Origin of the sequence: Pseudomonas xantholysinigenes (genome assembly GCF_014268885.2) — a bacterium.
Taxonomy (GTDB): Bacteria; Pseudomonadota; Gammaproteobacteria; order Pseudomonadales; family Pseudomonadaceae; genus Aquipseudomonas; species Aquipseudomonas xantholysinigenes.
The window spans coordinates 5077858-5090833 of record NZ_CP077095.1; the positions used below are offsets into that span (position 1 = coordinate 5077858).

Here is a 12976-nt window from a genome sequence, read left to right on the forward strand (position 1 = left end):
CCAATCACGACGCCCATGGGAAAACCGCCGGGAAGTTGCCGGCATCCGCGGCAATCATCGGGCGCGCTACCAAGAAGCCCTGCACATAGGCACAACCGTTGTCCTTGAGCCATTGGGCCTGGGCCTGGGTTTCCACGCCCTCGGCGATCACGGTGATGCCATAGGCCGCGCACAGGCCGATGACGCTGCGCGCCAGGGCGATGTCCGTCGCCGAATCCGGCAGGCGCGCCACCAGGTGACGGTCCAGCTTGAGGGTGTCGATGGGCAGGTCGCGCAGCATGCGCAGGGCGCAGTCACCGGCGCCGAAATCATCCAGCGCCACGCGGATCCCCAGGTCGCGCAGGCGGTGCACTTGTTTCACCGCGGCATCGATGTTGTACATCAACGAGGTTTCCGCCACCTCCACTTCAAGCTGGGACGGTTGCAGCTGTTGCTCGTCGATGACCCGCGCCAGCTCGTCCACTAGCCCGGGCATGGTGAACTGCGCGCGGCTGAGGCTGATGCCCAGCACTAAATCCGGGCCAAAGCGCTCCCCCCACTGGCGACGCTGGGCGGCGCCCTTGCGATAGATCCAGCTGGCCAGCCGGTTGATCAGGCGGGCCTCTTCCAGCAATGGGATGAACAGCCCCGGCGGCACATCGCCAACACTGGGGTGCTTCCAGCGCAGCAGCGCCTCGAACCCGCGCAAGCGGCCATCGTCGAACGCGACCTGAGGCTGGTAGACCAGGCCGAAATCGTTCTGCTCAATGGCCGTGCGCACGCTGTCCTCGAGCATCAGCCGCGAACGCGCGCGTCCGTTGAGTTCCTGGTCATAGAAGCGATACTGCTGGCGCCCAGCCTGCTTGGCGGCGTACATCGCGGCATCCGCGGCGTGCAGCAGGCCTTCGACATTGGCCCCGCAATCGGGATAGGTGGCAATGCCGATGCTGACCCCCAGGTTGACCTCCAGCCCCTCCACCTGCTGGAAACTCGACATACGCTCCAGCAGTTTTTCGGCATAGCGCCCCGCCTGCTCGGGGTAAGGCAGGCCGTCGAACAACGCGGTGAATTCATCGCCGCCCATGCGTGCCAGCAAGGCTTCGCTGCCCAGGCACTCCTTGAGCTGCTCGGCGACCCAGCGCAGCACCTTGTCGCCGGCATCGTGGCCAAGCAGGTCGTTGATGCGTTTGAAACCGTCCAGGTCCATGTACATCAGGGCCTGGGCCTTGTCCGAACGCTCCGCGCGCAGCAGCGCGCCCTCGGCGGCCTGGTAGAAGCCACGGCGGTTGAGCAGGCCGGTCAGCGGGTCGGTCACCGCCTGGTGCTCCAGCTGCTGGTGCAGGCTGCGCACCACCGACATGTCCAGCACCGTCACCACCATGGCCTTCTGTTCGGCCGGCAGCGGCGCGCAGGACAGCGCCACCGGCACCAGCTGGCCGGTGACCGTGCGCAACTGGGCATCATGCACGCGGAAGATCTGCCGGCCGAGGTAGGCCCGATAGAAGTCCGACTCGAGCCAGAGGTTGGCGCATGGCAGCTGGATCAGGTCCAGTACGTGGGCGCCCTGCAGCTTGTCCACGGGCGCATCGAGCAGACGCGAGATAGCCGGGTTGGCAAAGCCGATGGTGCCCGCCTCGTCCAGCACCAGGATGCCTTCGGCGGCGTTTTCCAGGATCGAGGCATTGAACGCCCGCGCCGACTCCAACTCTCGCGTCAGCCGTTGCAGCATGCGCCGATTGCGCTGCTGTTCCAGCTGGGCCTGGACCTTGGGCTTGAGAATCTGTGGGTCGAAGGGTTTGAACAGGTAGTCCACCGCGCCACTGGCATAACCCTTGAGCACTGCGGCATCGGACTGTTCGTTGGCGGTGAGGAAGATGATCGGGGTCAGCCGGGTACGCTGGCTGCCACGCATCAGCCGAGCGACTTCGAAACCGTCCATCTCGGGCATCTGCACATCGAGCAGGACCAGGTCAACGTCGTGTTCGAGCAGGGCGCTCAGGGCTTCCATCCCCGAACTGGCGGTCACGACCTGCCAATCCTGGCGGGACAGCAGAGCCCGCATGCTGATGAGGTTTTCCGGGTAGTCGTCTACGACCAGCAGCACCGAACTGCTTTCCGGAGTGTGTGAATAAGCGCCATCCATGTTGCTTCTCTGTGTAAGTCCGACTGCGACTTGCGATTGGATCCGATTGTTACTCTAGCCCCGACGGGTAAAGACGCAATGGGCGCAGATGGCTATAAGCCATCCACGGTGATGTTAGCCGACTAACGGTATAAGCAAGCTGCCCGCGCAGTTCAGGCGCCCCTATGGAAGGACGCTCAGGCATAAAAAAACCCGCATCGCTGCGGGTTTTTTTACCAGTGCCAGATCAGTTGACCTTGGCTACCAGTTCGCCTTTGGCGTAGCGCTGGAACATGCCTTCCAGGGAGATCGGCTTGATCTTCGAGGCATTGCCAGCGGTGCCGAAGGCTTCGTAACGGGCGATGCACACGTCACGCATGGCCTTCACGGTTTCGGCGAAGAACTTGCGTGGGTCGAACTCGCTCGGGTGCGCGGCCATGTAGCGGCGGATGGCACCGGTGGAAGCCAGGCGCAGGTCGGTGTCGATGTTGACCTTGCGCACGCCGTACTTGATGCCTTCGACGATTTCCTCGACCGGCACGCCGTAGGTTTCTTTGATATCACCACCGAACTCGTTGATGATCTTCAACCACTCTTGCGGCACCGACGAGGAACCGTGCATCACCAGGTGGGTGTTGGGGATGCGCTTGTGGATTTCCTTGATGCGGTCGATCGCCAGGATGTCGCCGGTTGGCGGCTTGGTGAACTTGTAGGCGCCGTGGCTGGTGCCGATGGCAATGGCCAGGGCGTCGACCTGGGTCTTCTTGACGAAGTCGGCGGCCTCTTCCGGATCGGTCAGCATTTGGCTGTGGTCGAGGATGCCTTCGGCGCCGACGCCGTCTTCTTCACCGGCCTGGCCGGTTTCCAGGCTGCCCAGGCAGCCCAGTTCGCCTTCCACCGACACGCCGCAGGCGTGGGCGAAGGCAACGGTCTGCTGGGTGACGCGGACGTTGTAGTCGTAGTCGGACGGGGTCTTGCCGTCTTCTTTCAGCGAGCCGTCCATCATCACCGAGCTGAAGCCCAGCTGGATGGAGCGCTGGCACACGTCAGGGCTGGTGCCGTGGTCCTGGTGCATGCACACCGGGATGTGCGGGAACTCTTCGATGGCCGCCAGGATCAGGTGGCGCAGGAACGGGGCACCGGCGTACTTGCGGGCGCCGGCCGAGGCCTGGACGATGACCGGGGAGTCGGTGGCGTCCGCGGCTTCCATGATGGCGCGCATCTGCTCGAGGTTGTTGACGTTGAAAGCCGGCACGCCGTAACCGAACTCGGCGGCGTGGTCCAGCATCTGGCGCATGCTAATGAGTGCCATGGTGTATCTCTCTCCCGACAAGCGTCGTTTGTTTCATGCAAGCCTGCCGCAGGGGCGGTTGCTGTTCAAGTAGTGTGGGCCACCTGCGCGGCCCGGCCAGTCACGGTGCCTTGCAGCCCCGCCCAATCAGATCGTTGGTTGCCACCCAGTACGCCAGGCCTTCATCGCCCTTGGTGTGGAAGGCCAGCATGCCATCGCTGTACAGCGCGCCCGAGGCGCCCGGCTCAGCCTTGAGCCGGTAGACCTGGTCGCCGCCACCGAGGCGCACGTCGACCGCATCCTGTTTCGCGTCGGCGAAACGCCACAGCACTTCGGCCTGGCTGTCGCAGACCCAGCGGGTCCAGTGGTCCGCCGGGGCGGGCTGGGCCGGTTGCAACAGCGAGCAGCCCGCCAGGGTCGCCAGGGCCATCAGGGCCAGTAGTGCCTTCATCCGTTAAACCTCGTGTTGGGCCCGCTGCGCGGCCCTTCGCGGGTAAACCCGCGCCCACAGGCAGATGCGGTCCTTGTGGGAGCGGGTTTACCCGCGAAGGGCTGCACGGCAGCCCCTAAGCCAAGACCACAAAACCCACGCTTGGTTGCCCAGGCCCCGATCAAGGGCAGCCGGGCGCCTTGCGCTGGTGCTCGTCGTCGTACTTTTCCAGGCCGTCCGGCCCCAGGCGCTTGTTGATCACCGGTACCGTCTCGGCCTGCCACTGGGACTGGTAGCAACCGCCCTTGGGCGGCTGCGCCGGATCGGCATCGGTGCCCTTGCCGCTGGAGCAGGCGCCCAGCAACATGGCCACGATCATCACAGGCAATTGCTTGACCATCAGGTCGCTCCCTTTGCCAGGCGCCGTCATGCTCAGGCCTTGGCCCGCTCTTCCAGGATTGCCACGGCGGGCAGGACCTTGCCCTCGACGAACTCGAGGAACGCACCGCCACCGGTAGAAATGTAGGAGATATCGGCACCGACACCATACTTGTCGATGGCGGCCAGGGTGTCGCCACCACCGGCGATGGAGAACGCGGCGCTGTCGGCGATGGCCTTGGCCAGGACCTTGGTGCCGTTGCCGAACTGGTCGAACTCGAACACGCCGACCGGGCCGTTCCACAGGATAGTCTTCGAGGTCTTCAGAAGCTCGGCGAACTGCTCGGCGGTTTTCGGGCCGATGTCCAGGATCATGTCGTCGGCGGCCACGTCGGCAATCGCCTTGACGGTGGCTTCGGCGCTCTCGGCGAATTCCTTGGCGACCACCACGTCCACCGGCAGCGGCACGCTGACCTTGGCGGCGATGGCCTTGGCGGTCTCGACCAGGTCAGGCTCGTACAGCGACTTGCCGACTGGGTGGCCGGCGGCAGCCAGGAAGGTGTTGGCGATGCCGCCGCCGACGATCAGCTGGTCGCAGACCGCGCTCAGGCTGTTGAGCACGTCCAGCTTGGTCGACACCTTGGAGCCGGCGACGATGGCGGCCATCGGCTTGGCCGGGGCCTTCAGGGCCTTGCCCAGGGCATCCAGCTCGGCGGCCAGCAGTGGGCCGGCGGCGGCAACCTTGGCAAACTTGGCGACACCGTGGGTGGAACCCTCGGCGCGGTGGGCGGTACCGAAGGCGTCCATGACGAACACGTCGCACAGGGCGGCGTATTTCTGCGCCAGCTCGTCGGCGTTCTTCTTCTCGCCCTTGTTGAAGCGCACGTTCTCGAACAGCACCAGGTCACCGGCCTGCACCTGGACGCCGTCGAGGTAGTCGGCAACCAGCGGCACGTCGCGGCCCAGGGCCTTGCTCAGGTAATCGGCGACCGGCTTGAGGCTGTTCTCGGCAGAGAACTCGCCTTCGGTCGGGCGGCCCAGGTGCGAGCAGACCATCACCGCCGCGCCTTTTTCCAGGGCCAGCTTGATGGTCGGCAGCGCTGCCAGGATACGCGCGTCGCTGGCTACCACAGCGTCCTTCACTGGGACGTTGAGGTCTTCGCGAATCAGTACGCGCTTACCTTGCAGGTCGAGGTCGGTCATCTTCAACACGGTCATGAATGCAGTCCTTCAGGGCTGTTTGCTGCGGGTTGGGTGAACGACGCGCAGATAGTGCTCCGCGACGTCGAGCATACGGTTGGCGAACCCCCATTCGTTGTCGAACCAGGCCAGCAGGTTCACCAGGCGAGGGCCGGAAACGCGGGTCTGGCTGGCATCGACGATGGCCGAATGCGGGTCATGGTTGAAATCACAGCTGGCGTGGGGCAACTCGGTGTAGGCCAGCAACCCTTTGAGCGGGCCCTCCAGGGCGGCCTCGCGCAGCACCCGGTTGACCTCGTCAGCGCTGGTGTCGCGCGCGGTCTGCAAGGTGATGTCCAGGCACGACACGTTGACGGTCGGCACGCGTACCGCTTTGGCCTGGATTCGCCCGGCAAGTTCCGGCAGCAGGCGCTCGATGCCGCGCGCCAGGCCGGTGGACACCGGAATCACCGACTGGAACGCCGAACGGGTGCGGCGCAGGTCTTCGTGGTGATAGGCGTCGATCACCGGCTGGTCGTTCATCGCCGAGTGGATGGTGGTGATCTGCACGTACTCGATGCCGAACGCCTGGTCCAGCACCCGCAGCAGCGGCACGCCGCAGTTGGTGGTGCAGGAGGCGTTGGACACCAGCAGCTCGGCGCCGCTCAGGCAATCCTGGTTGATACCATAGACCACCGTGGCGTCGACGTCCGCCTCGCTGGCCATGGGCTGGGAGAACAGCACCCGCGGCGCACCGGCATCGAGAAAGCGCTGGCCTTCGGCACGGGTGTTGTAGGCGCCGGAGCACTCCAGCACCAGGTCGATGCCCAGGGCGGCCCAGTCGATGCCTTCAGGGGTGGCGCTGCGCAGCACTTTCACGCAGTCACCGTTGATATGCAGACAGTCGCCGTCGACCTTCACCTCGCCGGGGAAGCGCCCGTGGGTGGAGTCGAAGCGCGTCAGGTATTCCAGACTGGCCTGGTCGGCCAGGTCGTTCAGCGCGACGATCTCGAAACCGGCCTTCGCTCCCCGCTCGAACAGTGCGCGCAGGACACAGCGGCCGATGCGGCCGTAACCGTTGAGTGCAACTTTGTAGGGACGCGGGTGGGGCATTCGATGGCTCGCTAACGCATGATGGCTTTTGGGGCCGCTTTGCGGCCCATCGCGACGCAAGGCCGCTCCTACAGGGTACGGTGTACGCCATACCTTGTAGGAGCGGCCTTGTGCCGCGAAACGAGGGCAACGCCCTCGCCTCGCACAGTCTGAATCAGTCTTCCAGCAGCTCTTCGGCGGTGCCCAGGATGTTGTCCAGGGTGAAGCCGAACTCCTCGAACAGCGCGCTGGCCGGGGCCGATTCGCCGTAGGTGGTCATGCCGATGACGCGGCCTTCGAGGCCGACGTACTTGTACCAGAAGTCGGCGTGAGCGGCTTCGATGGCGATGCGCGCCCCTACTTCCAGCGGCAGAACCGACTGCTTGTACGCAGCGTCCTGGGCATCGAACACGCTGGTGCTCGGCATCGACACGACGCGGACCTTGCGGCCCTCTGCGCTCAGCTTGTCGAAGGCCTGAACAGCCAGGCCCACTTCGGAACCGGTGGCGATCAGGATCAGTTCCGGCTCGCCGGCGCAGTCCTTCAGGACATAACCGCCACGGGCGATATCGGCGATCTGTTGGGCGTTGCGATCCTGGTGCTGCAGGTTCTGGCGCGAGAAGATCAGCGCCGACGGGCCGTCCTTGCGCTCCAGGGCGTGCTTCCAGGACACGGCGGATTCCACCGCGTCGGCCGGGCGCCAGGTGTCGAGGTTCGGCGTGCTGCGCAGGCTGGTCAGTTGCTCGATCGGCTGGTGGGTCGGGCCGTCTTCGCCCAGACCGATGGAGTCGTGGGTGTAGACATGGATCACGCGCTGCTTCATCAGCGCCGACATGCGCACGGCGTTGCGGGCGTACTCCATGAACATCAGGAAGGTCGCGCCGTAAGGCACCAGGCCGCCGTGCAGGGCGACGCCGTTCATGATGGCGGTCATGCCGAACTCGCGCACGCCATAGAACACGTAGTTGCCGCTGGCATCATTGGCTTCGACGCCCTTGCAGCCTTTCCACAGGGTCAGGTTGGAGCCGGCCAGGTCGGCGGAGCCGCCGAGGAACTCAGGCAACAGCGGGCCGAAAGCGTTCAGGGCGTTCTGGCTGGCCTTGCGGCTGGCGATGGTTTCGCCCTTGGCGGCGACTTCGTTGATGTAGGCCTGGGCCTTCTCGGCGAAGTCCGCTGGCAGGTCGCCGGCGCTACGGCGCTTGAACTCGGCAGCCAGCTCAGGGTAGGCGGCGGCGTAGGCGGCAAAGCGCTGGTCCCACTCGGCCTCGACCTTGGCACCGGCTTCCTTGGCGTCCCACTCGGCATAGATGTCGGCCGGGATTTCGAACGGGCCGTGGTTCCAGTTCAGCTCTTTACGGGCCAGGGCGATTTCGTCGTTGCCCAACGGCGCGCCGTGGCAGTCTTCCTTGCCCTGCTTGTTCGGCGAACCGAAACCGATGATGGTCTTGCAGCAGATCAGGGTCGGACGGTCGCTCTTGCGCGCGGTCTCGATGGCGGTCTTGATCTCGTCGGCATCGTGGCCGTTGACGTTGCGGATCACCAGCCAGTTGTAGGCTTCGAAGCGCGCTGGGGTGTTGTCGGTGAACCAGCCGTGGACTTCGCCGTCGATGGAGATGCCGTTGTCGTCATAGAAGGCGACCAGCTTGTTCAGGCCCAGGGTGCCGGCCAGGGAGGCGACTTCATGGGAGATGCCTTCCATCATGCAGCCGTCGCCGAGGAACACGTAGGTGTTGTGGTCGACGATGTTGTGGCCTTCACGGTTGAACTGGGCGGCCAGCACTTTTTCCGCCAGGGCGAAGCCCACGGCGTTGGCGATGCCCTGGCCCAGCGGGCCGGTGGTGGTCTCGATGCCTGGGGTATAGCCGAATTCCGGGTGGCCTGGGGTGCGGCTGTGCAGCTGGCGGAAGGCCTTGAGGTCGTCGATGGTGACGTCGTAGCCGGTCAGGTGCAGCAGCGAGTAGATCAGCATCGAGCCGTGGCCGTTGGACAGCACGAAGCGGTCACGGTCGGCGAAGCTTGGATTGCTCGGGTTGTGTTTCAGGTAGTCGCGCCACAGCACTTCGGCGATATCCGCCATGCCCATGGGGGCACCTGGGTGGCCGCTGTTGGCCTTTTGCACGGCATCCATGCTGAGGGCACGAATGGCGTTGGCACGTTCACGACGGCTGGGCATCGCTGAGTCTCCTGAGGCTTGAATTAGGTGGTGAAGCGAAAAAAGGCGGCCATTTTCGCCCACTGGGGGGGCCGGGGGCAAACTTTTAAGCACCAAGCGGCAAGCTTCAAGCTGCAAGCCACGATAGACGGACACCCGATACGCTCTTTCTCTTGCAGCTTGGTACTTGCCGCTTGCAGCTTATCGGCAATATCAAAACTTTTTGATATTGGCCTTGCTAGGCCAACGTTGCCTGTCTAGACTCCCGCCCCATGAACCTCAATGCGCCCATCACCCCACTTCGCAGCGACGAACTGGCCGCCCTGTGCAAGGCCGGCGGCGACCCGCTGCGCCTGAACGTGCTGCGCGCATTGGCCAACGATTCGTTCGGCGTGCTGGAGCTGGCGCAGATCTTCGACATCGGCCAGTCGGGCATGAGCCACCACCTGAAGGTGCTGGCCCAGGCCGAGCTGGTGGCGACCCGCCGCGAGGGCAACGCGATCTTCTACCGGCGTGCCCTGCCCGACAGCCAGCGCCTGGGCGGCCGCCTGCACTCGGCGCTGCTCGAGGAGGTCGACGATCTCGCCCTGCCTCAAGAGGTGCAGGCGCGCATCGCCCTGGTCCAGCAGCGACGCGCCGCCACCAGCCAGGATTTTTTCCTGCGCGTGGAAGAGAAGTTCCGCGCCCAGCAAGACCTGATCGCCGGCCTGCCGCAGTACCGCGAAAGCCTGCTGGCGCTGCTCGACAAGCTGAGTTTTGCGGCCGACGCCAGCGCCCTGGAAGTCGGCCCGGGCGACGGCGGCTTCCTGCCTGACCTGGCCCGGCGCTTCGAACAGGTCACGGCCATGGACAACAGCCCGACCATGCTCGAGCTGGCCCGCCAGGTCTGCGAGCGCCATGAATTGAATAACGTAAACCTGCAGTTGGCCGATGCACTGGGTGCAACGGATGTGCAAGCCGACTGCGTTGTGCTGAACATGGTCCTGCACCATTTCAGCGACCCGGCCCTGGCCTTGCGCCTGCTGGCCAAACGGGTGAAAGCAGGCGGCAGCCTGCTGGTCACCGAGCTGTGCAGCCATGACCAGGGGTGGGCCCGCGACGCCTGCGGCGACCTCTGGCTCGGCTTCGAGCAGGACGACCTGGCCCGTTGGGCCAACGCGGCGGGGCTGACCCATGGGGACAGCCTCTACGTGGGCTTGCGTAACGGTTTCCAGATCCAGGTCCGGCACTTCCAGCGGGCCGCTGGCGACACACACATCGGTAAATTTTAGGAACCCCTCGAGATGAGCGAATACTCCCTTTTCACTTCCGAGTCCGTGTCCGAAGGGCATCCGGACAAGATCGCCGACCAGATCTCCGACGCGGTGCTGGACGCGATCATCGCCCAGGACAAATACGCCCGCGTAGCCTGCGAGACCCTGGTCAAGACCGGTGTCGCCATCATTGCCGGTGAAGTCACCACCTCGGCTTGGGTCGACCTGGAAGACCTGGTGCGCAAGGTCATCATCGACATCGGCTACAACAGCTCCGACGTCGGCTTCGACGGTGCCACCTGCGCTGTGATGAACATCATCGGCAAGCAGTCGGTGGACATCGCCCAGGGCGTCGACCGCTCCAAGCCGGAAGACCAGGGCGCCGGCGACCAGGGCCTGATGTTCGGCTACGCCAGCAACGAGACCGAAGTGCTGATGCCGGCGCCGATCTGCTTCTCGCACCGACTGGTCGAGCGCCAGGCCGAAGCGCGCAAGTCTGGCCTGCTGCCTTGGCTGCGCCCGGATGCCAAGTCGCAGGTCACCTGCCGTTACGAAAACGGCAAGGTGGTCGGCATCGACGCCGTCGTCCTGTCGACCCAGCACAACCCCGAGGTCTCGCAGAAAGACCTGCAGGAAGCGGTGATGGAGCTGATCGTCAAGCACACCCTGCCGGCCGAACTGCTGCACAAGGGCACCCAGTACCACATCAACCCGACCGGCAACTTCATCATCGGCGGCCCGGTGGGCGACTGCGGCCTGACCGGTCGCAAGATCATTGTCGACTCCTACGGCGGCATGGCCCGCCACGGTGGTGGTGCGTTCTCGGGTAAAGACCCATCCAAGGTCGACCGCTCCGCCGCCTACGCCGGCCGCTACGTGGCCAAGAACATCGTTGCCGCGGGCCTGGCCGAGCGTTGCGAGATCCAGGTGTCGTACGCCATCGGCGTGGCCCAGCCGACCTCCATCTCGATCAACACCTTCGGCACCGGCAAGGTTTCCGACGACAAGATCATCCAACTGGTGCGCGAGTGCTTCGACCTGCGTCCTTACGCCATCACCACCATGCTCGACCTGCTGCACCCGATGTACCAGGAGACCGCTGCCTACGGTCACTTTGGCCGTACTCCGCAGCAGAAGACCGTCGGTGACGACACCTTCACCACCTTCACCTGGGAGCGCACCGACCGCGCCGACGCCCTGCGCGACGCCGCCGGCCTGTAAGCCTCCTACAGCAGTAACGGAAAGCCCCTGCCGAGTGATCGGCAGGGGCTTTTTCGTGACATATCGGCTGACAATCCCGCCGTCACACAAGCCATCCCCCTTGCCTAGGCTGAGCATTCCCCACGCCCTGCAAGGAGGCCGGCCATGCCGCTCTGGCGCGTTATCGTCCTGCTACTCGTTCCAGTCCTCAGCGCCCAGGCCCAGGTATGCCCCGACTGGCCAGCCGAGCGCGCCCGCGCAGAAATCGACCAACTGCGCCAGACCCTGGCCCGCTGGGACGACCACTACCATCGCGAGGGCATCGCGCTGGTGGCCGATGAGCTTTACGATCAGAGCCGCCTGCGCCTGGCCCATCTGCAACGCTGCTTCGACCTCGCCCAGCCTGACGAGCCTTTGCGCAGTGCCCGTGGCACACACCCGCACCCCGTCGCGCATACCGGCGTCGCCAAGCTTGCCGACGAACACGCAGTGCGCCGCTGGCTGCAAGGCCGCCAGGATGTGTGGATACAACCGAAGGTCGACGGTGTCGCCGTGTCCCTCATTTATCGACAAGGCAGACTGGTGCAACTGATCAGCCGGGGGGACGGGGTCCAGGGGCATGACTGGAGCAAGCATATTCCCCAGCTCAGCGCAGTCACCCGAGAGCTGGCGCAGGCGATTGACCTGCAATTACAGGGCGAGCTGTACCTGCGCCTGAATGAACACGTGCAAGCCCGGGACGGCGGTGCGAACGCCCGGGGCAGCGTGGCGGGATTGCTCGCACGCAAGCAACTGACCAGCGAACAAGGGAACATGATCGGCCTGTTCGTATGGGACTGGCCGCAGGGGCCCGATCAACAGGCCGAACGCCTGGCGCAGTTGGCGCAACTGGGCTTTCCCGAAGGCCAGCGTTACAGCATTGCTATCGAGACGGCGGCAGATGCGGCACGCTGGCGAGAGCACTGGTACCGCTCTGCCATGCCGTTCGCCAGCGATGGCGTGATCCTGCGCCAGAGCAGTCGGCCACCCGCCGAACGCTGGCAGGCCAAAGCGCCGTACTGGATCGCGGCGTGGAAATACCCTTATGTGCAAGCCTTGGCCGAAGTACGCGAGGTGCGCTTTCGGATCGGGCGTACTGGCAGGGTCACGCCCGTTTTGCATGTGCAGCCGACCAACCTCGATGATCGACGCATTACCCAGGTCAGCCTCGGCTCGCTGGCGCGCTGGCACGCCCTGGATATTCGCCCCGGCGATCAAGTCGCCATCAGCCTTGCCGGGCTGACCATTCCTCGTCTCGAACAGGTCGTGCACCGCGCGCTCGAGCGACAGCCGGTTACCGCGCCAGCCCCCGGCCAGCATCATGCCCACAGCTGCTGGCAAGCCAGCCAGGGCTGTGAGGAACAATTCATCGCCCGGCTCGCCTGGCTTGGCGGCAAGCAGGGCCTGGCCGTGCCGCGCGCCGGGCCCGGTACTTGGCGGCGACTGGTCGAAGCTGGCCTGGTCACTTCGATGAGCGATTGGCTGCGGCTCGATGCCGAGCACCTGCAACAAGTACCCGGAATAAGCAGCCGCACAACGGTGCAGTTGCTGGCCAGTTTCGACGAAGCCCGCTCACGCCCCTTCGATCAGTGGCTGCGAGGACTGGGCGCGCCCATTGGCAAACATTGGCCGTTGACGGGCGACTGGCCAGCGCTGGCTTCACGCAATGCCGAGCAATGGCAGGCCGTGCCCGGAATCGGTGCAAAGCGCGCGCATCAACTTGCGGACTTCTTCGCTCACGCCGAGGTGCAAGCCATTGCCGCACGTTTGACGGAAATCGGCATACGAGGTTTTCCAGCCACGCCCCAGCAGGCTGAGCAATGATTTTTTACCAATTCGCACGTACGAAAAGCCCGAGATT

General features: G+C 64.8%; 10 protein-coding genes. 3 read left to right on the forward strand and 7 right to left on the reverse strand.

Annotated elements, in window-relative coordinates; genetic code table 11:
- Nucleotides 1-4: 4 nt before the first annotated feature.
- From HU772_RS22645 to tkt, 7 genes are all read right to left on the reverse strand, one after another.
- A complete protein-coding gene (locus HU772_RS22645; RefSeq protein ID WP_186656265.1) occupies nucleotides 5-2122 on the reverse strand; it encodes a putative bifunctional diguanylate cyclase/phosphodiesterase in 2118 nt (705 codons plus the stop codon).
- A 226-nt stretch (nucleotides 2123-2348) separates the two neighbouring features.
- The gene (fba, locus tag HU772_RS22650; RefSeq protein ID WP_186656267.1) at nucleotides 2349-3413 is read right to left on the reverse strand and encodes a class II fructose-bisphosphate aldolase; all 1065 of its coding nucleotides are present in this window, start codon (nucleotides 3411-3413) and stop codon (nucleotides 2349-2351) included.
- A gap of 100 nt (nucleotides 3414-3513) precedes the next feature.
- Nucleotides 3514-3843 carry an MliC family protein gene (locus HU772_RS22655; protein ID WP_186656269.1) on the reverse strand — a complete coding sequence of 110 codons (330 nt, stop codon included), beginning with the start codon at nucleotides 3841-3843 and terminating at the stop codon, nucleotides 3514-3516.
- A gap of 160 nt (nucleotides 3844-4003) precedes the next feature.
- Nucleotides 4004-4222, reverse strand: coding sequence for a hypothetical protein (locus HU772_RS22660; RefSeq protein WP_186656271.1), 219 nt, complete (start codon nucleotides 4220-4222; stop codon nucleotides 4004-4006).
- Nucleotides 4223-4254: 32 nt separating this feature from the next.
- Nucleotides 4255-5418, reverse strand: a complete 1164-nt coding sequence (locus HU772_RS22665; protein WP_186656272.1) for a phosphoglycerate kinase — start codon at nucleotides 5416-5418, stop codon at nucleotides 4255-4257.
- 12 nt (nucleotides 5419-5430) lie between these two features.
- A complete protein-coding gene (gene epd / locus HU772_RS22670) occupies nucleotides 5431-6492 on the reverse strand; it encodes an erythrose-4-phosphate dehydrogenase (RefSeq protein ID WP_186656275.1) in 1062 nt (353 codons plus the stop codon).
- Nucleotides 6493-6646: 154 nt separating this feature from the next.
- Nucleotides 6647-8644 (reverse strand): transketolase, encoded by a 1998-nt coding sequence (tkt, locus tag HU772_RS22675; RefSeq protein ID WP_186656278.1) that lies wholly within the window; start codon nucleotides 8642-8644, stop codon nucleotides 6647-6649.
- 251 nt (nucleotides 8645-8895) lie between these two features.
- Here tkt and HU772_RS22680 point away from each other — a divergent pair, with 251 nt between their 5' ends.
- The 3 genes from HU772_RS22680 (at nucleotide 8896) to ligB (ending at nucleotide 12939) form a co-directional block, all read left to right on the forward strand.
- Entirely contained in the window at nucleotides 8896-9894 is a 999-nt protein-coding gene (locus HU772_RS22680; protein WP_186656288.1) for an ArsR/SmtB family transcription factor, read from the forward strand.
- 12 nt (nucleotides 9895-9906) lie between these two features.
- The gene (gene metK / locus HU772_RS22685) at nucleotides 9907-11097 is read left to right on the forward strand and encodes a methionine adenosyltransferase (RefSeq protein ID WP_134690391.1); all 1191 of its coding nucleotides are present in this window, start codon (nucleotides 9907-9909) and stop codon (nucleotides 11095-11097) included.
- 144 nt (nucleotides 11098-11241) lie between these two features.
- A complete protein-coding gene (gene ligB, locus HU772_RS22690) occupies nucleotides 11242-12939 on the forward strand; it encodes an NAD-dependent DNA ligase LigB (RefSeq protein ID WP_186656301.1) in 1698 nt (565 codons plus the stop codon).
- Nucleotides 12940-12976 lie beyond the last annotated feature (37 nt).

Excerpts from the sequence above, each read along its gene's own strand:
- HU772_RS22645 (WP_186656265.1), bottom strand. The coding sequence starts at position 2,122 with ATGGATGGCGCTTATTCACACACTCCGGAAAGCAGTTCGGTGCTGCTG.
- fba (WP_186656267.1), bottom strand. The coding sequence starts at position 3,413 with ATGGCACTCATTAGCATGCGCCAGATGCTGGACCACGCCGCCGAGTTC.
- HU772_RS22655 (WP_186656269.1), bottom strand. The coding sequence starts at position 3,843 with ATGAAGGCACTACTGGCCCTGATGGCCCTGGCGACCCTGGCGGGCTGC.
- HU772_RS22660 (WP_186656271.1), bottom strand. The coding sequence starts at position 4,222 with ATGGTCAAGCAATTGCCTGTGATGATCGTGGCCATGTTGCTGGGCGCC.
- HU772_RS22665 (WP_186656272.1), bottom strand. The coding sequence starts at position 5,418 with ATGACCGTGTTGAAGATGACCGACCTCGACCTGCAAGGTAAGCGCGTA.
- epd (WP_186656275.1), bottom strand. The coding sequence starts at position 6,492 with ATGCCCCACCCGCGTCCCTACAAAGTTGCACTCAACGGTTACGGCCGC.
- tkt (WP_186656278.1), bottom strand. The coding sequence starts at position 8,644 with ATGCCCAGCCGTCGTGAACGTGCCAACGCCATTCGTGCCCTCAGCATG.
- HU772_RS22680 (WP_186656288.1), top strand. The coding sequence starts at position 8,896 with ATGAACCTCAATGCGCCCATCACCCCACTTCGCAGCGACGAACTGGCC.
- metK (WP_134690391.1), top strand. The coding sequence starts at position 9,907 with ATGAGCGAATACTCCCTTTTCACTTCCGAGTCCGTGTCCGAAGGGCAT.
- ligB (WP_186656301.1), top strand. The coding sequence starts at position 11,242 with ATGCCGCTCTGGCGCGTTATCGTCCTGCTACTCGTTCCAGTCCTCAGC.